General features: G+C 65.5%; 1 protein-coding gene (running past one end of the window). It reads left to right on the top strand.

The genetic code is table 11. The annotated features are described in order from the left end of the window. Positions 1 to 25,445: the 3' portion of a tandem-95 repeat protein gene (locus BZL41_RS02525; RefSeq protein WP_095597848.1), read on the top strand. 11,770 nt of this gene lie to the left of the window's left edge; 25,445 of the gene's 37,215 nt are visible here — the last part of the coding sequence; its start codon lies beyond the left edge, outside the window; it ends in the stop codon at positions 25,443 to 25,445.

Here is a 25,445-nt window from a genome sequence, read left to right as displayed (position 1 = left end):
CGCTCGCCCAGAGCGGCGAAAGCATTCTGGTGACCTGGGAGGTCAAGAACGAGGGCAATGCCACGACCGACCTGTCGTTGTGGAACGACCGCATTGTCTTGTCGGCCGACCCGCTGCTCGGCGGCGAGGACGATATCGTGCTCGCGGGGTCCGTTACCCATGCGGGCCTGCTGGCAGCCGGACAATCCTACGTGGGCCGCGCCACGCTGACGTTGCCGCGTGACCTGAGCGGTGCCTATTACGTGCTGGTCGACACCAACACCAACCGCACGGTGACCGAACTCGGACGAACGGAAAACAACACCCTGGCGAGCGCGACCAGGCTCCAGGTGGGGTTGGCACCCGTGCCGGACTTGACCGTGTCGGCCGTGACGGGCCCGCTCAGCCTGCGTCCGGGAGACCAGGCCACCGTCAGCTACACCGTGTCCAACCAGGGCGGTCAGGCGACCGGCAGCGCCTGGCGCGATCGCCTCTACATCGACCGTGGCGACCAGGGTCTGCACGAGGTTGCCAGCGTGCTCCAGGGCGAGCCTCTGGGAGCTGGCGAGAGCCGCGAGCGCAGCGTCACTTTCACATTGCCGGCCGGCTTCCCGGTTGGCGAGTTCCGCTGGGTCGTGCGGACCGACGCGGACAACACCCTTTACGAGCGCGATGGCGAAAGCAATAACCAGGCTGTTGCGCAAACGCCCGTACAGGTCGCCCGACTCGACCTTGCGGTCACTGAGGTACAAGGGCCGAGCCTGGTCGTATCCGGTAGCACGGTCCACGTGCAATGGACGGTGGAGAACCACGGCAACAGCGCAACCGGCACCTGGATGGATAGCGTCTATCTGGTCCAAGGCGGCGTTCAGCGCAAGGTGGCCGAGGTGGCCCACGTTGACGGCCTGGCCGCCGGCGGCAACTACCGGGCCGGTGCCGACTTCGATATCCCGCTGGACTTCCACGGCGAATACGAACTCCTGGTGATCAACGACACCAACCGGGTGCTTGACGATGCAGATCGCGCGGACAACCGGCGAGCGGTGCAGCTCACCGCGGAGCTGGCGCCCTACGCCGACCTGACCGTTACGGCCGTCAGCGCGCCGGAGCGGGTCATCGACGATCCGGCGACGCTCACGGTGGACTGGACGGTGAGCAACCGGGGAACCGGCGCGGGACAGACCGATCGCTGGGTGGACCGGATCGTCCTGTCCCAGGACGAGACCCTGGGCAATGCCGACGACAAGGTGCTCGGCGAGTTCCTGCATGAGGGGGCGCTGGCCGCCGGCGAGTCGTACAGCCGTAGGGAAAGCATCCTGCTCGCGGCGGGCACGTCGGCCCGCTACAAGCTCTTCGTCGTCACCGATGCCAGGGCCGCGGTCTTCGAGAATCATTCCGAAGCCAACAACGTGGCGCGGCTCGGCCACGATGTGGACGTCATGCCGATCCCCTACGCCGACCTGCAGGTCGCCTCGGTTACGGTCGATGGCGACGCCGCCAGCGGGCGCTCGTTGCGCGTGAGCTGGGAGGTGGTGAACAACGGCATCGGCATCACCAACAGCGCCGACTGGTCGGACAGTGTCTGGCTCAGTCGCAACCCCGATGGCAGCGGCGTGGTCGCCACCTTCGGTTCGGCGCGCCATACCGGCCAACTGGCCGTCGGCGACCGTTACAGCCGCAGTATCGACGTCACCTTGCCGCAAGGCATCGAAGGCGACTACTACCTGAACGTGCGCACGGGCGGCCCGTTCGAGTTCATTTATAGCGCCAACAACACCGGCAGCTCGGCCGCGGTGCCCGTCACCCTGTCCAAGTCGCCCGACCTGGTGGTCGAGAGCATTGGCTTGCCGGCGTCCGCCCAGGAAGGGGCGCTGGTCGATGTCACCTGGACGGTGCAGAACCGGGGCGAGGCCGAGGCGACCGGCCTGTGGGTCGATACCGTCTGGCTGGTACCGGTCAACGGCGGCAACGCCGTTTCCCTGGGAAGTTTCACCTACGACCGGGGGCTGGAGCCGGGTATCCGCTATACCCGCAGCGAACAGGTGCGCCTGCCCGCCAAGATCGAGGGGCTGTACCGGATCAAGGTCGTTACCAACGCCAACCTGGGCGGCAGCGGCAGCCAGACCTACGAGCATGGCGCCGCGCGCGACAACAATGCCCTGGTGTCCGCCGACACCACCGCCGTCAGCATGCTGGCCAGGCCGGACCTGCGCGTCGCCAGCGTCAGCGTGCCCGAGCACGTGACGGCCGGCACCGCCGCCGGTATCCGCTACACCATCAGCAACATGGGGGCTGTGGCCACCAGCGGGCGCTGGACGGACAAGGTCTACCTGTCGCTCGACGCCACGCTGAGCGCCGACGACCTTTTGGTCGGCCAGTTCCAGAATGGTGCCGCGCTGGCTCCGTCGGAGTCCTATGGCAACGAAACGGCCATGGTGGACATCCCCATTCGCTACCGTGGCGACGTCTACCTGATCGTCGTGGCAGACGGCAACAACGCCATCGATGAGTATCCCAACGAGGCCAACAACATCCGGGCGGCGCGGTTCTATGTCGATCCGGTGCCGTTCGGCGACCTCGTGACCAGCAACGTCGTGGCGCCCGACCAGGCCGTGCACGGCGCCAACATCGAAGTCCGCTACACGGTCACCAACCGCGGCAGCGCCGCCACCCGCGGCGAAGCGGCCAGCCTCAACACCTGGACCGACACCGTCTGGCTCGCCCACGATGCGCGTCGTCCGGGCGCCAACAAGGGCGACATCCTGCTCGGCTCCTTCACCCACGTCGGCAACCTGGCGATAGGGGAGGACTACCTGGGTACGGCGCAGGTCAAGATTCCGGAGAACGTACGTTCGGGCGAATACTTCATCACCGTATGGAGCGATACCTACGACGTCATCCTCGAAGACACCCTGGCCTCGAACATCAACCCGGACGATGCCACCCAGATCGACAACAACAACTACAAGGCCCGGTCGATCAGCATTCTGGGCATCACGCCGCCGGACCTGGCCGTCACCGAGGTCGTCGCGCCCGAAGCGGCCGATGCCGGAGGCAGCTACACCTTCAGCTACACGGTGCAGAACCGGGGCGACGTGTTCGACGGCACCTGGACCGACGCCCTCTATCTCACCGACAACCCGGACTGGGACGCCGCCCGGGAGATCTGGCACCTGGGCGACTATGTCCAGAATCGCCGACTCGGCAACGGTGAGCGCTACAGCGTCACCCAGACCGTCCAGCTCGCCCCCTCGCTCCAGGGCCGTTATCTCGTCGTTCGCACCGATGCGGCGAAGACGGTCGCCGAGACCGATGAGAACAACAACGCCGGTGCCGCCGCGTCCCTCGTCGGGGTGAACCCGGCGGACCTGCGGGTCACCGAAGTCGTCACCGAACCGAATGCCTTCTCCGGCGAGGAAACGACCGTCACCTGGACGGTCAGCAACGCGGGTGGCGCGGTCTGGGCCGGCACGCGGAGCTGGGTGGATGCGGTCTACCTGAGCAGTGATCCCGAGTTCATTCCCGCGCGAGCCACCTTCCTGGGCTCGTTCGTTCATGCCAATGTGGACGGCTTGGCCGCGGGCGGCAGCTACACGGTTTCCGCCAAGGTGCGCCTGCCGGCGGGCACGGACGGGAACTACTACCTCTACGTCATCACCGACGACGCCAACGACAGCCTCAACCGCAAGGGGCGCCCGAAGGGCGAATTGTTGGGCGGTGGACGGAACGATTCGGCGACGCAGCATTATGCCGGGACACAGGAGCGGCCTGGCTCGGTCTACGAGGGCCTGCGCAACGACAACAACATTTCCCGCGGCGGGATCGACATCGCCTACCGTGAACCCGACCTCCAGGTCGACAGCATCGTCGTGTCCGATCCGGCCCCGCGTTCGGGCCAGACGGTAACCGTCACCTGGACGGTCACCAACCGTGGCACGCGGGAAACGCGCACCGGCAACTGGTACGACGGCCTCTACCTGTCGCGCGACGGTTCTCTGGATTTCAGCGACTACCCGCTGGTGGATCGCGGCACCCAGACCGAAACCTTGCTCAAGGCCAAGGCGATCGGCGTGAGCGAGAGAACCCTCAAGCCCGGCGAGTCCTACACGGCATCGGCCACTTTCCGGCTGCCGGAATCCATCAGTGGCGACTTCAAGCTGATCGTGCGCACCGATACGCCGGTATTCAAGGACCCGTGGAACAACGAGCCCAGCACCATCCGGGACGGGCTGCCAGGGCTCGCCCGTCTTGGCGAACCTTCCGGCAGCGTGCCGGAGTTCCGCGACGAGGGTAACAACACGGCGGTCATCGACCTGCCCATCACGCTGGCCACGCCTCCCGACCTGCAGGTGGCCTTGGTCGAGGCTCCGAACAGCGTGCTGGCCGGCCAGAGCTTCACGGTCGGCTATCAGGTGCTCAACAAGGGCGGCGATACGCCGAGCGATCAAGCGGGCTGGTACGACCTGATCTACCTGTCCAAGGACCGCTTCCTCGACGTCAACCAGGATCGTTACCTGGGCTACGTCCAGCACAACGGCGGCCTGGCCGCCGGCGCGGGGTACGACGGCAGCCTGACCGTCACGGCGCCCACCAGCCTGGAGGGGCCGTATTACGTCTTTGTCGTGACCGACCCGGCCCGCGCCTGGGGCGCGGGCGAGTTCGGCCGCGTGCGCGAGTTCGGTCTGGACCAGAACAACGCCACCGCCGCTGAGCAGCCCATCCTGATCGAAACGCCGCCACCGGCGGACCTGAAGGTCAGCAACGTGACGCTGCCCGCCAGCGCCAAGGTGGGCGACGAGATCCGCGTCGACTACGTCATCACCAACGACTCGATCAATACCGCCTACGGACGCTGGACCGATGCGCTCTACCTGTCCGCCGACAAGGCGTGGGACGTGGGCGACATCCTGATCGGCAAGATCGACCACGTCGGCGATCTGGCGGGCGGGGCCAGCTACACCGGCTCGCTGTCGGCCAAACTGCCGCCGCTCAAGGACGGCCATTGGCGCATCATCGTCCGGCCGGACCTCTATAACGAGGTTTTCGAAGGCAAGATCGACTACACCGCGATCGGGCTGAACCTGCCTCCGGGCGAGGCCAACAACCGGATGGCTTCCGGCGCCACACTGCAGGTGGCGGTACCGGAGTTGGCGATGGCCAGCCCGGTGGAAACCACCCTGAGCCCGGGCGAGGCCTGTCTCTACAAGGTCAGCGTCGCTGCCGGCGAAACCTTGCAGGTGAGTCTCGACGCCGCTGCCCTCGAGGGCAGCAACGAGCTGTATATCCGCTATGGCGACGTTCCGACGGGCTCGCTCTTCGATGCCGCCTATGGCAACCCCGTCGCCGCCGATCAGCAGGCGGTCATCGGCAGTACCCGAGCCGGCGACTACTACATTCTCGTGCGCGCCCGCGAGGGCGCGGCGAATTCGCCGGTCACGCTTCGCGCGGACGTGCTGCCCCTGTCGATCAGCCGGATCACGCCCGACCAGGGCGGGACCGGAGACGAGAATCACCGCTGGGTCACGCTCGATATCTACGGCGCCCATTTCAAGGCGGGGGCATTGGTCAAGCTGGCCCGGCCCGGTATCCATGAAGTCGAGCCGCAGCGTTGGCAGGTGATCGATGCGACCCATATCCGGGCCATTTTCGACCTGCGCGACGCCCCGCACGGGCTGTACGACGTGAGCGTCATCAATCCGGACGGCCAGCGCGTCACCGAAGCACAGCGCTACCTCGTCGAACGCGGCATCGAGGCCGACGTCACCATCGGCATCGGTGGCACCCGCAGCCTGGAGCCGGGGGAGGGCAGCACCTACAGCGTCTCGCTGCAGAGCCTCACCAACGTCGACACGCCCTACGTGCGCTTCGATGTCGGCGTACCGGAGATGGGATACAGCGCCGACGTCCTGGGCGGTCTCGACTTGCCCTACGTGGTGTTCGGCACCAATGTGGCCGGGCAGCCGGCGGGGCGGACGCTCGATGCCGCTGGCAACACCCAGCAGTACGGAACCACGCCCACCGATGGGACCTCCCGTTCGGACATCGCCTGGGCGCAGCTGGACGGTGTGCAGAACACCGCCGGCTTCAACCTGGCTCCTGGCTACGCGTTCGATGTCCCGGCTGGCGGCTTCGTCGGCATGAGTTTCAACGTCCAGACCTATCCGGGGCTGGCCGAATGGCTCGCCTACGACTTCGAAGGGTTGCGCGACAAGCTTTACGCCGTACGGCCCGACTGGAAAGCGCAGGGACTGCTCGACGGCGGCGTGCAGGACCTGGACAGGATCACCGAGGGGCTGGCCGCCAAGTTCATCTCCAGAGAGCCGGAAGAGCACATCACCAAGCTCGAGGCCCTGGCCATGCCGTTCCGGTTCAACGTGGTCGGTGCCGCCACGCCGATTACCCGTGACGAATTCATCGCCGACCAGAGCGCGCACGCTCGCAAGCTGCGCGCCGCCATCCTGGCCGACGACACGGCGCCGTCGGCGCTCGCTGCGCTGGCGGCCGACGAGGCGCAATGGATTGACGGCTGGCTCGGGGCGTTGGAGGCCGCGGGGCTGCTGCGTCCCCTGGACGAGGCACCACCGATCCGCGACAACCCCCAGGTACTCAGCCTCAATGCCACCCTGGCCACCGGCATCCTGCTCAGCCGAGGCGGCGACAGCTACCGCACCCAGGCGGATATCCTCGGCTTCTTCGCCAAGGTTCAGCAGTGGTATGGCGACACCGCGGCCCACGCGGGCGACCCGGCGGCCGCCAAGGCGCCGATCGAATACGTGGAGGTGCGTGAGGACAACGAAGGCAACATGGCCGAGATCCCGGTCCCGCGCCTGGCCGACGCCTCCGCGTTCGACCTGGGCGCCAGCCATGACACCCATTTCATCAACTTCAACGTCTTCGCCGGCAACCGCAGCGAACTGGAGTACCTGCGCCACATCGGCGTGCTCGATGCGAACTTCAACCCGGTGGCCGGGCAGGCGCTGAACCTCTCGCAATACCTGCAGCAGGCGGCCGGGCAGAGCAGTGCCACGGCTGCCACCGTGAGCGTGCGTGGACCGCAGCCCGTACTCGGCGACGACGGCAACCGCTACCTGCCGGGCGATACGGCGCTGCCGTACACCGTGTCCTTCAACAACCCGACCGAAACCCCGGCCGGACAGTTGCGGATCGTCAGTCAGCTCGACCCCAACCTCGACCCGCGCTCCTTGCGCCTGGGCGACCTCAAGATCGGCGACATCAATGTGCACCTGCCGAGCGACCGGGCCAACTTCCAGGGCGACTTCGACTTCACGGCCACCAAGGGCTTCATCCTGCGCGTGAGCGCGGGCGTGGATGCTTCCACCGGCATCGCCACCTGGCTGTTGCAGGCCATCGACCCGGACACGGGCGAAGTCATGCAGGACGCCACCCGCGGCCTGCTCGTCGCCAGCGCCGGTGCCAGCCAGACCCAGGCCGAGCAGCAGACCCGCGGCTTCATCAGCTACACCATCCGTTCGGCCGACACGGCCGCTTCCGGCGCGGAGATCACCGCGTCGGCGCGCATCCTGATCGACGCCGCCCCGCCGATCGACAGCGAGGTCGTATCGGCGCGGCTCGACGTCCACGCGCCCCAGACAGCGCTCGCGGTCACCGCCCTGGGTAACGATACCCAGGGCGCGCCGACGTTCGACGTGCGCTGGACGGCTATCGACTCTGCCAGCGGCATCCAGTCCGTGACCGTCTACGTCGCGGAGGACGGTGGCGACTTCAAGATCTGGCTGCGCCAGGTCGGCCCGGATACCACCCAGGCCGTGTTCACCGGCGTGGCTGGCAAGCACTACGAGTTCCTCGCCGTGGCCACCGACAAGGCGGGCAACCGCGAGGCCGCCTCGGTCGCCAATGCGGTACTGCCGGACGACGGTGCCCGCCAGGCGGTGCTCGACAATCTCGGCGTGCTCGAAACCCTCGACCAGACCCGGGAAACGCCACTCGCCCCGCAGGATCGCGACTATCCGCGGAACGCACTGTTCGAACAGGCCACCGGGCAATTGCCGGGGCAGGTCGCCACGCAACAGACCAGCGAACTTCGCAGCGTCCTGGCACCGTTCAGCCTGCGCGGCTTCGCCGATGGCTATGCGGCCAGCGACGCCGATATCGGCGCCCAGGCGCTGGTCGAGCTGCCGGACCATTCCTTCCTGGCCAGCGCCGGCGCGCTGCGCAACGAGGTCTACCACTACGACGCCAAGGGCGGGCGCAGCACCTCGCCGCTGTTCACGCTCGACACCCCCATCCTCGACATGGCGGTGGATGCCCGGGGCCAGCTCTGGATCATGACCGGAGCCGAGCTTCTGCAAGTGGACGCCGGCAGCGGCGCCGTTCTCCAGCGCCTCAAGGGGCCGGGCGGCGACCCGCTGACCCACGCCCTGGCCATTCATGCGCAGACGGGCGAAATCTATGTCTCGTCGGGCAACGGCATCGAGATCTTCAACCCTGCCGAGGCCGACCTTGCCAAGGCCTGGAAGCACTTCAGCAACCAGCGTGTCGGCGACCTGGCCTTCGGACCGGATGGCCGCCTGTGGGGCGTGACGTGGAGCGGTGGCGAGGTGGCCGGTGCGGCGTTGGCCGCGACCACCGACATCGTCAGCTTCCCGATGGGCGGCCGCACGGCGGGCCGTGCGGAGCTGGAATACCGCCTGACCGGCCTGATCGACAGCCTCGCGTTCGGCGCGGCCGGCACCGAGCTGGAGGGCTTGCTCATCGCCTCCAGCAACGGCCGGCAACGCCCGGTAACGGCCGGCAACGCGGAAGTCCCGCACCAATCCGCCGTCTGGATGATCGAACTCGACAGCCGGCGCATGCTGCAACTGGCCACGGGAGGCACCCGCGGCGAAGCCGTGGTCGCCACGGCGGACGGTCGCATCCTGGTGGCCCAGACCGGCCGTATCGACGAAATCGCGCCGCGCCGCGCACCGATGGTGCAAGCGGTGACCGTGCCCGATGGCGCCCTGGTGGCACTGCCCATGAACCGCATCGGCGTGGTCTTCGACCAGGCCATGTGGACAGGAGCGGCCGGCGACGCCGGCAGCGTCCTCAATCCGGCCAACTACAACCTGACCGTGCTCGGCGCCAACGGCGGAGCCGTATTGCGCCCGCAATCCGTCACCTGGGATGCCGCCACCCGGACGGCCTGGCTCGACGTGGCCGGGCTCGAGGCGGGCGCCTACCAGCTCGAGATCGGCCGGCACCTCGCCAGCGACACCGAAGTGCCGCTCGAGCAGGTCTATGTCAGCCACTTCACCGCGCTCAACGACATGAGCAGCCAGTTGCGGCTGGAATTCAGCCGTACCCGTGCCGATCGCGGCACGGGGGAGGTGAGCTACGACATTTCCATCACCAACGTCGGCAGTGACGACCTCCGGGGGCCGTTGATGCTGCTGCTCGATCCGGGCCGTTACTTCGAGGGCGTCATCGCCGAGGGTGCCGTCCCCAGCGCGGACCAGTCCGGGCTGTGGCTGCTCGACCTCAGCGCCGCCCTGCAAGGGCTGGGTGGCAAGCTCGCGGTCGGCGCGACCCTGGCCGACCAGACCGTCAGCATCGTGCCGGCCAGTGTGTTCGCGCCGCGCGCCGGCCTTGCCGACCTCGTCAAGGCCAACCTCGGCCACGGCGTCTACGCCGTCCCGCAGGGCAACCTGCCGCCGCAACTCACCGTGGCCGGCATCGACGATCCGGACACCGACGCTGCCACCGTGCTACCGGGCGCCGCGCTCGGCACGCCCTGGACGGCCGAAATCGAAGCCTCCGACGCGGATGGCACGCGCTTCCACTGGCAACTGGTACAGGCGCCGGCCGGCGTCACCCTGACACCGGAGACCGAGGTGGTCGCCGCGGCGGAAGGCTACCGCCAGCGTGCCACGCTGACCTGGACACCCACCGCCAATGCCGCCGCCGATACGGAGATCGTCGTGCGCGTGCAGGACAGCCGGGGCGGCGTCGCCTTCAAGCGCTTCCAGCTCGCGGTGGCGGGGGGCAACCACCTGCCCACCATCGCCAACCTGGGCGAAATGATCCTGCGCGAAGGCGAAACCCTGCGCCTGCCCGTCACGGCGGCCGACGCCGATGGCGACGCACTCACCCTGACCGTCCGCAATCTCCCGGCCGGCGCCGTCTTCGACGCCGGCAGCGGCATGCTCACCTGGACGCCGGGCTACGACCAGGCCGGCACCTACGAGGGCATCACCGTCATCGCCAGCGACGGCAAGGCACAGGTCAGCCGCCGCTTCACCGTCACGGTGGAGCAGGGCCATCCACGGCCCGTGCTGCTCGCCGTTGCCCCGCAGACCCTGCGCGAGGGCGAGCGTTACAGCCTGCAACTGGCCGGCAGCGTGCCGGGCGGCCTCACCCAGGCCGACGGCACCACCGTGGCACTGAAATACATCGCGCCCTGGCTGCCCGGCGGCGCGTCCCTCAATCCCGAGACCGGCTGGCTCGAATGGACGCCGGGCTATGCCCAGCACGGCAGCTTCACCGTGCCCGTCCATCTCATCGCCACCTGGACGGCGCCGGATGGCGAGGTATCCACCACCTCGGTCACCCGCGAGATCGTCTTCAACGTCGCCAACGCCAACGGCGCACCGGTGTTCGCGCCGGCCGAGACCTGGCATGTGCTCGAAGGCCAGCCACTGCGTATCAGCGCCTTTGCCTTCGATCCGGACAACCCGGGCTTTGAGCCCAAGGTCCGTCTGCGCGAAGGTGCCCCGGCAATCGGCCCGGACACCAGCGCACCGACCGTCAGCTACCAGGTCGACGGCCTGCCGGAAGGGGCGAGCTTCGATCCCGAAACGCTGGAAATCGTCTGGACGCCCGGCTATCTGCAGGCGGGCAGCTACAGCCTCACGGTGACCGCCACCGATGATGGCGATGGCACCGGCGTGCCCGCGGTCAGCCAGTGGGTGCTACCCATCGAGGTCAGCAACGCCAACCGCGCGCCGCAGATCGGCGACATCGCCAATGCCTTCGTGGACAAGGGCGGCGTCATCGAGATTCCGATCAGCGTCGACGACATCGACGGCAATCCGGTCGAGCTCAGCTTCACCGGCTTGCCACGCTTCGCCAGCTTCATCCGCAACCCGTCCGACAGCGTCGGCAGGATCACCGGCGTGCTGCGCTTCACGCCGGGCGAAGGGGACCGCGGCGACTACGCCATCAGGGTGTCCGCCAGCGACAACGGCGATGGCAACGCGAATCAGGTCCTGACCCAGACCAAGGGCTTCGTCCTCACGGTCCGCAGCGTCAGCGAAGCGCCGGTCATCGCCGCGCCGAAGCAGGTCGTGGCCCTCGTTGGCCAGCCGTTGTCGGTCGCGTTGCTGGCTGCCGACCTCGACCAGGATGCGTTGACCTGGGCGGCCGAGGGGCTGCCTCTCAGGGCCGCGCTCACCCCGGCCGAGCAGTACGGCCATGCCACGCTGAGCTGGACCCCGACCGGGGGTGACATCGGCAGCCGCGACATCGTCCTGAGCGTGACCGACCAGGGCCTGCCGCCCCAGGATGCCGGTTACACCCATCCGGCCAGTCCGGTGCCCAACGTCACCCGCCACACGCTGCGCATCGTCGTGCGCGAAGCCAACCAGGCGCCGGCGTTGCTGGGCCTGGAAATCAATGGCCAGCAAAGGGCCGACAGCGGCGCCGCCGATGCCTCCACGCCGGTACGCATCGAGGCCGCCGAAGGCGTGCCCCTGAGCGTCACGCTCTACGGTCACGATGCCGATGGCGACCGCCTCGACTGGCGGGCCCTCGACCTTCCGCGCGGCCTGGTCTTCGCGCCCACGGCCGACGGCAGCAGGGCCACGCTCGCCTGGACGCCGGACTTCTTCGCCGCCCAGGACGGCAACACCGGTACCCCGGGGCTGTGGCGCTTCACCGTGGGCGCCAGCGACGGCGCGGCGCATTTCACCCGCACGCTGGAAATCCGGGTCGCCAACGTCAACCAGGCCCCGCGCATTCTTCCGATGCCGCTGCAACTCGCCCGCGAAGGCGAGACCATCGGCTTCACCGTGCGCGTGGCCGACGCCGACCTCGATGCCCTGCAGCTCTCGCTGCTCCACGACGAAGACACGCCGGCCGGCATCTCCTTCGATGCGGCCACCGGCTACTTCGAGTGGACGCCGGGCCAGGACACCGTCGACAACGCAACGGCCAGCGACAAGGCATTCACGTTCACCTTCCGCGTCACCGACGGCAGCGCCAGCCATGAGCAGACGGTGCAACTGAGGGTCTTCGACGTGAACCGCGCGCCGACCATCGTGGCGACCAACCACGCCGTGGCGATCGGCGACACCCTCAGCATTCCGGTGACCACCGGCGGGGCCGGCAACGGCATCGCCATCGCCGACCCCGATGGCGCGGCGCAGACGCAAGCCCTCGTCGTCGGCTTCTCCGGCTTGCCCGAAGGAGCGGCCTACGATGCCCAGAGCCGGCGCCTGACCTGGACGCCAGGCCCTGGCCAGATCGGCGATCACACGGTCACTGCCACAGTGTCCGATGGCCGCGGCCAGCGCAGTGAAACCTTCGTCCTGCGTGTGGTGGCCGATGCATCCGCCAATGCGCCGACCATCACCGTCACCACCACGCCGGCAACGCCCGCCGTGCCGGGCCAGAACATTGTCGCCACCGTGCGCGCCGAGGCCTGGAGCGGCATCGCCAGCCTCGTCGCCGAGCGGCGAAATGGCGAGAACGGCACCTGGGAACCGGTGGCGCTGGACGCCGCGGGCCGCCTGCGGCTGGCGGCCACACAGCCCGGCCTCATCGAGCTGCGTGTCACCGCCACCGACCGCGACGGCTTTGCCAGCACCCAGACGCACAGCATTCGCGTCAAGGACCCGGCCGACACCGCAGCGCCGCAACTGGGCTGGGGCGGAGCGCTCGCGGGCGCCAGTGCGAACGGCCAGCCGCGCGTACTCACCGACCTGACGGCACTCACCGCCACCATCGCCGAGACCCAGCTCATGGGCTGGCGTCTGCAGCTCGCACCGGCAGGCAGCGATGCCTGGCAAACCCTGGCCGAGGCAACCAGCCCGGCCACCTCGGTGAACCAGGCCCTGTCCCTGGCCACGCTGGACCCGCGCCTGTTGCAGAACGGCGTCTACCAGCTGCGCCTCAGCGCATGGGACCTGGCCGGCCGGACCAGCGAAATCGGTGCCGGCATCGTCGTGGACAGCGCCGCCAAGACCTTCGCCAGTCAGAGGGTCGCCGACGCGACCGTGACGCTGGGTGGGCACACCCTGGCACTCGCACGCGAGTGGAGCGGGGCAGTGCAAGCCGACACCCGAGGTGGCGACTTCGGCAACTGGCGTCTGCCGCTGCTGGATACCCGCCTCACCAGCGACCAGCCGGCCACGCTGCCATCCGGTGCCACCGCGCCGTGGCGCGAGGGTGCTCGTCTCTGGCTCAGCGTGCCGGCCAGCCTGGCCGACGCGCATGCCGGCCTGGCGCACCTGGCCTTTACGCTGGGCACCACCCGCGAACGCCTGGGCACGGAACCGGACGCACCGCAGGTCTGGCATCCGGTCTTCAGCAACGACCAGGGTTGGCAACTGCAGGCCCATGGGCAGGCAGGGGCCATGCGTCCCGACAGCCTCGTCCGCCTTGGCGACAACCTCTACGACCAGGCCACCGGCCTGCCGTGGGTACCCGCCTCCTATACCCTGACCGCGCCGGATGGCACCCGCTACACCCTGGATGCCCAGGGCCGCGTGGAGCGTGTGGCATTCACCGACGGTCAGGCGTGGCTCGTGTCGGATGCCGGCATCGCTGCCGAGGGCGGCGATCCGGGCCAACGTATCGACATCCAGCGCGATCCGGCCGGGCGCATCGCCCGCATCCTCCTGCCGGATGGCGGTGAGGGCCGTACCGCCGTCGTCTACCGTTACGACGGGGAGGGCCGGCTCAACCTGGTCCGTCACCTGAACGACGCCGGGCTGGGCACGCCCATCGCCTACGGCAGCACGGGCGAACCCGTGGGCGGGCCGTTGACCGCCAACCTGGGCGCCATCGTGAACTGGGGCACGGGTAACACCAACCAATGGACTGGCACACTGGTCGAAGGACCGGGGGCCACCCTGGCCTTCACCGTGCGCGAAAGCGAAATCGCCTCCACCGTCCACACGCCGGGCGGGCAGGGCGCGGTCATCCTGGCGCTGGAAACCGCGCTTCCCGGCGACGCGGTGATCGAAGTCAGCGGTGCCCAGGTCATCGGGACCGCCACCGTGAATGGCAAGGTCACCCGCTTGCTGCGCGTGACCGAGGCCGGCGTCAAGCTCATTCGCGTCAGCGGCGCGGGCGAGGCCCAACTGCGCCTGAGCCTGGCCGGCGACCTCAACCGCGACGGCCGGGTCGATGGCGACGACAGCGCGCTGTGGGACCGGATGCGCCAGGACGGCAATGCCGCGGGCGACCTGACCGGCGACGGTCTCGTAAACACCGCCGACCGCCAGGTGCTCTACGCCAACAGCGGCTTCGCCGCCAACCAGGCGCCGGTCGCGCCAACGCAACCGGCGGCGCTCAAGACCCACACCGACCTCGACCTGCGGGCGGCCCTCGCCAGCATCGCCGAGGACCTGGAAGGCGACAGCGTCTTCTGGCGCGTACTGGGCAGTACCCACGGCACCGCCACCCTCGATGCGGACGGCGTGACGCTGCGCTTCACCCCCGAAGCCGGCTATAGCGGCGAAGCCATCATCCGCCTGCAGGCCGACGATGGCTTCGCGGCGGGCGCGCCGATCGAACTCAAGGTGAACGTCAGTGGCGCCAAGCTGTTGCAGATCAACATCGAGCGGCTGGCCACCCTGCATTTGGGCATGGCCCGGACCATGACCATCACCGGCGACTTCGAGGATGAACAGGGCGTTTCGCTGTCCGGTGCCTACCTGGCCTATTCGTCGAGCAACGAGGCGGTTGCGACGGTGGATGAACGCGGCGTCGTGCGTGGCGTGGGCAGTGGCAATGCCATCGTGCAGGTACGCGCACGTGGTATCGAAGGGGTGAATGTCTTCACGGTCGCCACCGATCCCCGTCGTCCCAAGTTGGATGACAAAGGCTTCGAGGTCGATGTCTACCCGCTCGCTATCACCTTGCCGGCCGAGGGACAGCGGCAACTCAAGGTCACGCTGCCTGACCGCACCAACATTTCCAGAGCCGAGGCGGGAACACGTTATTTCATCAGCGATACCAGCATCGCTGAAATCTCGCCGGACGGCCTCATTCACGCCAAGTCTGCCGGAACGGCCAAGCTGTTCGTGATCAATGGCGGCATGCAGCACGACATTCTGCTCAAAGTCGTCGAGCCGATCACCGGAGTGGCAACGGTGTCCGACCAGAACGGCGTCGTGGTTCAGGACGCCGATGGCAATGTCCTGATGGCGGCGCCTGGCAGCCTGCCGGACGGCACCCGTGTTGCCATCAATGGTCTTGCCGTCGATAGCCTGGGCATGCCGCTGCCCGCACCGACTGTGCTCGATGCGCTTGGCGCCTTCGAGATCGATCTGGATGGCGGTGAAGCGACATTGCCCCTGCAACTGGCGGTTAAGGTTCACGCCGCCGCCGATCCGGCTACCGGGCTACCGAAAACCCTGGCGGCGGGCACAGAGGTTCTGTTCTGGCGTAAGGGCACGATCGCCGATGAGAGTGGCGTCAGCCATGAGACCTGGTGGCTCGTGGATAACGGTTTCATTGGCGAAGATGGCGTTGCACGCACCGCGAGCCCGCCATATTCCGGCATCTCCGGAAGTGGCGGTGTCTTCGTCGTCACGACCATCGACAAGGAAGCCAGTGTCAAGGAGACCGGGGAAATCAAGGTCGCCGGCGCAATGGTCAATTTCAATGCCATCTGGTCTCAGATGGGCATGATTGCGATGGCGCCCACTCCGTACATGGGCGTTGCCGCCCTGGGCGTCCTCGCCTCCCTGGCTGCGCCTGTCTATGCCTTCTCCTACACACTGGAAGGCTCGTTCAGGAAGGAGGTTTCCCATACGGATTTCGATCTCGCGAAGATTTCCAATACCTTCCCCGAGGCTCCAAGAACGTCCGTATACACGCCGACAATCACGGGGCTCGACTATGACCCCGCAACCCGCAAACTGAAAATCTCGGGTGTCGACTTCATTCCGCCGTCGCAGGCGGCCGAAAACTTTGCGCTGAAGATCTGGCTGATGCCCCGTGGCGAACAGCTGTATCGCTATTCGGAGCCTGGCGCGACTCCTGACCGTGGGTTGATCTGGCAGGGATTCGAAGCCCGGTCCCTATCGGCTACCGAACTGGAGATCGATCTGCCCGAGGGCGTTTCCCTGTCGATGCACGACGTATATGTCGAGCGCACGGCCAGAGTTTCCATTGCCGGCTCGTCGGTACGCAGCCTTGCCGTGGACAGCAACCCGGTCCAGGCGTGGTCGCTTGGCACGGACAACAAGTTTGTGACCACGGCGGATGGCATCAGTGTCATCCGCACCAATGCCGAGGGTGTGGAGACCCTGATTCGCAAGATAACGCGAGATGAAAAAGGCGGGGCGCTCAATCTGCGTGGTCGCTACGAGGACCAGATCGTGTTCTCGAACGACGGCACGTTGGCCTTCGTTGCGGCCAGCAACGGCCAGGTTTACGTGTTGGACACACAGACGCTGGATGTCGTCCATACGCTGGATATGTCCGGCGGCAGTTCACCGCTGAGGAGCCTGGCCGTTGCAGGTGACTGGCTTTATGCGGTCGAAGGCAATCGTTATGGCGCGACGGGCGGGCGCTTGATGCGGGTCAATATCGACCAGCTTAGTTCCCTGTTCCTCCGGGAACTACAGAACATCAACTTTGCGGGTGCCGTTCCCTATGGTTTCCAGGACATGGCCATCAACAATGGCAGCTACCTGGCGCTGACGGCCCCGCAAGGCGGCGACTCCCTGATGAAACTCGCTACCCGCCCCACCCCTGGCAACGTCTATGTGCTCGATATCGGCAAGATCGATCAGTACGGACACATCGATCCAAAGGCCGTCGTAGTGGTCGATGGCTCCAAGTTGTCTGATGGGAAAGGCCGTTTCCCGAACGTGATCAGCGCTGGCAAGAACGATGGCGAGTTCGTGCTTTCCAGCTCGAAAGACTACGACAACGGTTTCATTGGCATCACGATGGGGCTGGATGGCAAGGGCAACCTGAATGGCACAGCGAGGATCGTCACGACCAACCTGACGCCGAAAGACACCAACCCGAATTGGTTGAATGCGAAGTTCCAGCAGAACATTCAGCGTGCCCAGGGTAACGTCGTGGTCGAGTATGGCGGCAAGCAGTACGCGTTGGTGGCCGATTACAACTTCAACTTCAACGACGTTCACTATACGGACTACGAGAACTACGGTCTCGGTAAGCAGATTGGAGGCAAGATCGGCGTTATTGAAGACCCATTCGGCACGCCCAAGTACCTGGGGGCCACCACGCCGATCGTAGGAGGCGCTGTCGACCAGCTTCGATTGGGGTCGGATGGCAAGCTCTACGCCGACGTCTGGATGTACGACGACGTGCTCAATGGCGGCGCCATGCACTATTCGCTCTTCGTCTGGAACGCTTCGGCGCTGATTCAGGCTGCATTGGACTCGACGAAGGACGGCCAGAAGAGCAGCACACCTATTGACCGGTTCGACGCGGCCCATGGTGGCGGCGAGCGGATACCCATGCCCCAACGCTATGACACACTGGGGAATGAGGCTGGCATGAGCTGGATCTATGGCATCGGTGCCTACACTGTGCCCGGCCGCTTCCCCAGGCTCGGGGAAGTGACGATCGTCTATCCACCAAGCGGCGCAAGTGGTGGGGAAAACAATATCTACAAGGACATGCTGGGAATCTCCGCCAACCAGATCGCCCAGGCGAAAGAGGATGGAAACTACTCGGCCTTCGAATACATGGCGAACTCGTTGCTCTATAACGGCTGGAACTTTTTCACGCTGGGTTTCCTGGAGAAACAGTCCGAGCGCTATACACAGTTTTCCGAGGACAAAATCAGTAGTGCGAGCTATTGGACCGCCTCAGTGGTGGATGGGGCGACAACTATTGCGAGCGTTGTGGTTGGTGGGCGACTGGCAAGCGGATTGAGCACGCGCTTCGGTTCTGGAATGTGGGGCGCAGTGGCCGGTTCTGCAGCGGATGCGGGATTGATGACCATCATTCAGAAGGAGGGTGAGATTATCAGCTACGAAATCACCAACCCCGGCAAACTCGATAGCGCCTATGCAGGTAGAGCGCTGACAGAACTGACGGTCGCCACTGCATTGGGGGCAGGACTTCCCTTGCTCGGCCCGATCATGAGCGGCGAGCTTCGAGGGAACTATAAGGTTCTATGGAACAGCCCGAACGAACTGAACCCTACGCTGACCAAGATCGTCCAGCCAACAATATCGAACAAGTCGACGGCATTGATAAACTCGCTAGCCGATAGCACGGGCGGTGGGATCCTCAACCACGTAGGGGGCGTATTGCAAACTCCTGGAAAAGCACTGATCAGTATTCCGAAAACGGCTTCCATGGTGGTAGACGAAGCCATCGCATGGCAACGCTCGTTCGCATCAGAACTACCCGATCTGGTGAATAAGAAGGCTTCGCTGATGGAACAGGCTTTTCAGGCCGTCCAGATCAAGAATGACGTTCTTATTACTGCGCGGAATGCCATGGATGACGCTAACCTCGCAGCACAGTTGAATATGATTATTCCGGTGCGGACATTTGACGAGATGTTGAGAGCACGTTCCGGCGAGTATGCAGGCGATGCGCTTTATCGTGCAGTTATTCAAGATGCACAGGCTGAGTTGCGGGGTGTTTGGTCCTTGGACGGCTCACTGACCAAGGAGCAGTTCTGCTTCGCGGCAGGCACTCTGATTCATACCAAGGAAGGCCTCAAGCCAATTGAGGACATCCAAGTCGGCGATTGGGTACTTTCGCAGCCGGAGGAAACGGGAGAGCAGGCTTATAAGCGTGTCACTCGGACTGTACAGCATGAAAATAAAGCGGTTTATCGGGTCAGAGTTAGAAGTGACCAGAAAGTCGAAGGACGTTACGTCGATCAAACGTTTATTGTGACTGGTAGCCACCCCTTCTACGTTGTGGGGCAGCGTAAGGAGGAGTGGTGGGATCAGGCAGAATGGGATGCCATGCCCAAGCAGGTTGGGTGGAGGCGCGCGGATCTTCTAACCAATTTGGATCTCGTTCTTCTTGCAAATGGAGAGACGATGCGTGTCTCTATGGTCGATCCGATTTGGAGAACCAAGCAGGAGGGTGTGGGCTGGATTGCAGCGGGACCGGATGCGGAACTTGGGCGTCTAATAGATCTTCGTGACAGAAACCTGGAACTGAGTCGGGAGCGGAGTTTATCCGACTTTATGGGGGTGGAGGACTTCGGTATCCGGTACGAAACTCCGGAAATTGAAGATAAGTGGGCCTATAAGTGTACAGTCTACAACTTTGAGGTCGAAGACTTTCATACTTACTATGTGGGTGAGTTGGGGGTTTGGGTTCATAATACTAATTGCTTTGAGAATTCGCTGAAACCGGCGAAGCGAGCGGATGGAACATTAACCTCACCTGACCTAGAGGTTTACTTTACGCCCTCGGATGTGCGCCGGTTGTTGGATACCTTGGAAAAACCGCAAGGAATGATTCTGGTTTATGAGCCTATTTCGAATCCCAATGCGGCATGGGTAGCATTCCAAGATGGTGTAGAGGGTGGGCTTCGTTCCAAAGATGGATCCTACTTCCTGGCACGGACCTTGTTGTATAAAAATCCAAAAGCTGGCGGGGTGAATTTCATCAGGCTGGGGGATGGGGCGGCCTATATCCGCAGTTCGGATGGGTCGATTATTGGCTTGTCGAAAACTACCATTGATTCCAAGGGCTGGGGGGCTTGGGAAGATATTCTCAGCGACGATTTAGATGATTTGATAAAAGCGCAAGATCAGATAATAGACGCCATCGGTCGCGCGAGCGCTGCTCTGAAGCAGAATGAGGGCTTTAGTCACGTTCTGGAGTTTAAAAATGAGCGTGTCATGAAGGCAGTCATGGACTACCTAAAGACTGCAGTCAATGATGGAAGCATTAAAGCAGTGTATGGTGAAGATTGGCTCTCAAAAAATATCTACTTCACAGTCGGAAATAGCACGAGAGCCGGAGAAAAGCGGATACTTTCTGATGAGCTTCTTGGTTTCACCAGAACGATCGATGAGCATGGCCAAATTGTTCTTGCCGAAAAGCTGTTCAAGAAGTCTGACGTTCTCGTCCCCGTGGAAGAGAGCCGTGGCATCATCAATGCAATCAAGAAATGGTTCGGTGACGCCGAGCCGAGGCTGCAGAGTGTAGAGGAAGCGGGAAGTGACGCGTTTGGGATGCCATTGGATGGGGCTGGTGCTCAACGGCTATTCGAGCAGGCCAAGCAATTTTGGGTCGAGCACGGTGCGCTGGCTTCGAAATTAGGCAGCGCCACGTTCAGTATTAGCACGTTGCCCGCCTTGGCTGTGGCACAAACCACAGGTACCCACATCACCCTGTCGCCCGATGCAGCCGGCTGGGGCTGGTTCGTTGACAGTACGCCTTCGGAAAACGAAGAGTTCACGCAACTCGGTTCGTCCTTGGAATATCTGGCGAAAGCGGATAGCGAGGCAGCAGGCAAGATCGATCTGCTGGGTGTCTTGATCCATGAGCTGGGCCACGTGTTGGGGTTGGAGCATTCCGACGACGCGCACGATGAGATGGCCGCGACGGTCACCCCTGGGCTGCGTCGTCTGCCCGATGTGGATGAAAGCGAGTTGGCTGCGCAGATTGGGCGAATCGTCACCACGTCTCCGCAGATATCGCGTGTTCTCGTTGCGCCCGTTCCGCAATACGCTACGGCAGCCAACCCCACACTGGAAAACACCCGCTTCGAGACCGAAGAGGGCTGGGCTATCGAGGGTGAGGTCGACTTTGCCAACGGTACCGCCACGCTCAAGGAAACAGCCACCGCCCAGACCCGCCTCAACCAGGTCTTCGTGCTCGGCGAGAACGACCGTTTCCTGTCCTTCACCCTGGCTGGCATCGCCTTGGATGACGTCGAGAGCGCGCCCGACGATGCCTTCGAAGTGGCACTGATCGATGCCAACACCGGCTTGTCGTTGCTGGGTAGTACCGGCTTGAGCCGTAACGACGCCTTCCTCAACCTCCAGGCCGACGGCAGCGAGTACAAGGCTTCGGGCGTCACCACGATCCGCAACGCCGACGGCAGCCGCACGGTGCTGGTGGACCTGTCCGGCATCGCTGCGGGCACCGTGGTAAATCTCTCCTACGACCTGATCGGTTTCGGGCGCGGCGCGGCCGCTGCCAGCAGCCAGGTCACCGTGCGCGACCTGCGCCTGGGCATGCCGCAGGAGGCGCGTGACGACGTGGCGGCCACCACCGAAGATACGCCGGTGGACATCGACGTGGTTGCCAACGACCTCGGCGCCGACCAGGCGGGCGTGCAGCCGGTGGTCGTCACCGGCCCGGCCCATGGCACCCTGGCGCTGACGGCCGAGGGCCGCCTGCGCTACGTGCCGGCCGCCGACTGGTCGGGCGAGGACAGCTTCACCTACCGGCTCGGCGATGGCCAATTGGAATCCAACCTGGCCACCGTAACGCTCACCGTCTCCCCGGTGAACGACGTACCGGTAGCGGCCGACGCCCGCTTCACCCTGGAGGAGGATGGCGCCCTCGCCATCGACCTGCTGGCCCTCGCCAGCGATGTCGAAGGCGATGCGCTCACCGTTGGGATCGTGGCCGGGCCCCGCCATGGCCAGCTCGTGGTGAATGCCGATGGCGGCTTCACCTACACCCCCGATCCTGACTGGAACGGCACCGATGCCTTCAGCTACCGGGTAACCGATGGCGAACTAGCTTCCGCGCCGGCAAGCGTCACCCTGAACGTAACGCCAGTGAACGACGCGCCGCAGGTGACGGACCTCGACGTGATCCTGGAAGAGGACACCACGGTTACCCTGGACCTGTTGCAGGGCGCCCGCGACGTGGAGGGCGATGCGCTCGGGATACAGGTGGTCAGCGGGCCGCGACACGGTCGGCTGGAGCTGAGCGCGGATGGCAGCTTCCTCTACATCCCCGAGGCAGACTTCCATGGCGATGACCGCTTCACCTACCGCGCCAACGACGGACAGGCGGACTCCGCCGTGGCCGAGGTGCGCATCGTCGTGGCGCCGGTCAACGATGCCCCGGTGGTCAGCCCCCTCGCGGCGACCCTGTTGGAGGATGGCCGGCTCGTGCTCGACCTGCTGGCGCAGGCCCGTGACGTGGAGGGCGACCCGCTCACGGTTACCGTGCTACAGCCGGGCCACGGCCAGGTGACCCGTAACGAGGACGGCACCTGGACCTACACGCCGGCGGCCGACTACCACGGCGAGGACGCCTTCACCTTCAACGTGAGCGACGGCCAGGCCAACGTGGCGGGCGTGGTGCGCCTGACCATCACGGCGGTCAACGATGCGCCGCTGGCGCTCGACGACTGCGCCACCCTGAACGAGGACGCCAGCATCGTCCTCTGGCCCATGAGCAATGACGTCGACGTGGATGGCGACAAGCTGGAACTACAGGTGCTGGATGAGCCGGCGCACGGCGTACTGGTACGCAATGCCGACGGCAGCCTGACCTACACCCCGGTGGCCGACTGGAGCGGCGAGGACCGCTTCACCTACCGCCTGAGCGATGGCCAGGCCGAATCCGGCGTGGCGACGGTGCGGCTGGTGGTGACCCCGGTGGCCGACGCGCCGGTCCTGGTACTGACCGACCCGCAACAGCAGGCCCGCGAGGTGTTCCGTACCGGCTGGGAGTCGGTGGTCGACCGCAATGACACGTCCACCCTGGTACAGGCCCGCGAACTGGAAGGCTGGACGCTGATCACCCGGCCGGACCCAAGCCGTGGCGGCAGCAACGGCTTCGAAATCTGGAGCACGGGCGACAGGATGATGGATGCCTGGCATGGGTTGCGCACGGTCGGCGCGATGGCGGGCAACGGCGACAACTGGCTGGAGTTGAACAACTCCGGCGGTGCGATGCACCAGACCCTGGGTATCGAGCGCAGCGTGCAAACCGTGGCCGGCGCCCGCTATACCCTGAGTCTGGATGTGGCCGGCCGCATGGGCTATGGCGCCGACTACACACGCATCGGTATCTATGTCGATGGCGTGCGCATCGGTGGGGATGCCAGCACCAGCGACTGGCAAGGCCTGGAGTGGCAGGAGCGCAGCTTCCAGTTCACCGGCACGGGCGGCATGCAGGCCATCCGCATCGTCTCCGAGGCCACGCGGTTCGATGCCAATGGCCGCGGCATGATGATCGACGATATCGCCCTTGCCGAAACGCTGCCGGTCAATGTCGGGCTGGAGGACTCGGCCATCCGCCTGTCCGCCGTCAGCGCGGCCCTGCGCGACGTGGATGGCTCGGAAACGCTGGCCGTTACCCTGGAAGCGTTGCCGGTGGGCAGCGTGCTGTCCGACGGCACGCACCGGTTCATCGCGGTGGAAGGGGCTACCCGCGCCGACGTCACCGCCTGGAACCTGGGCCGGCTGAGCCTCACGCCGCCGAAGGATTTTGCCGGCAGCCTCACCCTGAAGGTGGTCGCTACGGCCACCGAACAGGGCAACCAGGCGCAAGCCAGCACCTCGGCCTACCTCATCGTCGAGGTGCTGCCGGTCAACGATGCCCCGATCGTCAGCGACCAGTGCCTGATGTTGGACGAAGACCGCAGCATCACCCTGACACCGCTGGCCACCGATGCGGATGGCGATGTCCTGGCGCTGCGTATCCTCACCCAGCCCGCGCATGGCCTGCTGGTGCGCAACGCGGATGGCAGCTTCACCTACACCCCGCGAGCCGGTTGGAGCGGCGAGGACTGCTTCACCTACCGGGCGAACGATGGCCAGGTCGATTCCAGTGTGGCCACGGTGCGGCTGGTGGTGAACCCGGTAGCCGATGCGCCGACGCTGGTGCTGACCACGCCGCCCACCATGACGCGCGAACTGTTCCGCACCGGCTGGGAGAGTGTCGCCAACTTCTCCGGCGGCGACTCCACCCTGGTCCGCCAAGCCGTGCTCGAAGGCTGGACCCTGGTGACCGAGCCCGACGCGGCAGCCGGTGGCCGCAACGGCTTCGAGGTCTGGAGCCAGAGCGACCGCATGGCCGATTTGCGCGGTGTACAACGCCCCGTTGCCGCCGCGCCGGGCAATGGCCACAACTGGCTCGAACTCAATGGCGCCGCCGGCGACATGCACCAGACCCTGGGTATCGAGCGCAGCGTGCAGACGGTGGCCGGCGCCCGCTACACCCTGAGCCTGGATGTCGCCGGCCGCATGGGTTACGGCGCCGACTACACGCGCATCGGTATCTATGTCGATGGCGTGCGCATCGGTGGGGATGCCAGCACCAGCGGTTGGCAAGGCTTGGCATGGCAGGAACGCTGCGTCCAGTTCACCGGCACGGGCGGCATGCAGACCATCCGTATCGTCTCCGAAGCCACGCAGCTCGACGCCAATGGCCGCGGCATGATGATCGACGACATCGCGCTCACCGAAACCCTGCCGGCCAACGTTGGGCAGGAGGACTCGGTCATCCGCCTGTCCGTCATCGGCGCTTCGCTCAATGACACCGATGGCTCCGAATCCTTGGCGCTCATGATCGAGGCAGTGCCGGTGGGCGCTGTGCTGACCGATGGCGTACGCAGCTTCACCGCGAGGGAGGGCGCGACCACGGCCGACGTTACCAGCTGGCGTCTGGACCGGCTTGGCATCCGGCCGCCCCAGGACTTCACCGGTAACTTCGTGCTCAGGGTGGTGGCCACGGCAACCGAGCGGGGCAACCAGGCCCAGGCCGTCGCCATGGCGGACATCGAGGTGAGGGTGCTGCCCTTCAACACCGCACCGACGGCGCACGATGCGTGCTTCACGCTGTTGCGCGACGGCAGCGTGCGGATCGACTTCGCCACGCTGGTGCGCGATGCGCAGGGCGATACGCTGGAACTGACCCTGGGCACCCCCGCGCACGGCACCTTGGCCCGCAATGCCGATGGCAGCTACACCTACCGCCCGGAAGCCGGCTACGTGGGCACCGACCGCTTCACCTACGCCGTTTCGGACGGCCGGGAAAGCACCTGCGCGAGCATCGGCCTGCTGGTGGTGCCGGGTGCCTGCAGAGCGTCGGGAGCGACCGTCAGCATGCAGTCGGCCCTGGCCTGCCAGCCTGCCGCGCCGCAGCCTGACCGTTACCTCGTCCTGAGGGCGCCCAACGGCGAACGGCCACGGATCGACTGGGAGGCCATACCGCCTGCGCTGGACGCCTTCGACATGCCGGCCACCTGGCTGCCGCCGCTCGGCCAGCGCCAACAGGATGAAGAATGCAACCTGGGCGATATCACCGGGCTGGTATTCCCCATCGGGCGGCAGGGGCGATGA

The sequence above is a fragment of the Pseudomonas sp. PIC25 genome, assembly GCF_002286785.1.
Taxonomy (GTDB): Bacteria; Pseudomonadota; Gammaproteobacteria; order Pseudomonadales; family Pseudomonadaceae; genus Pseudomonas_M.
This window is presented reverse-complemented; position numbering and strand designations above follow the sequence as displayed.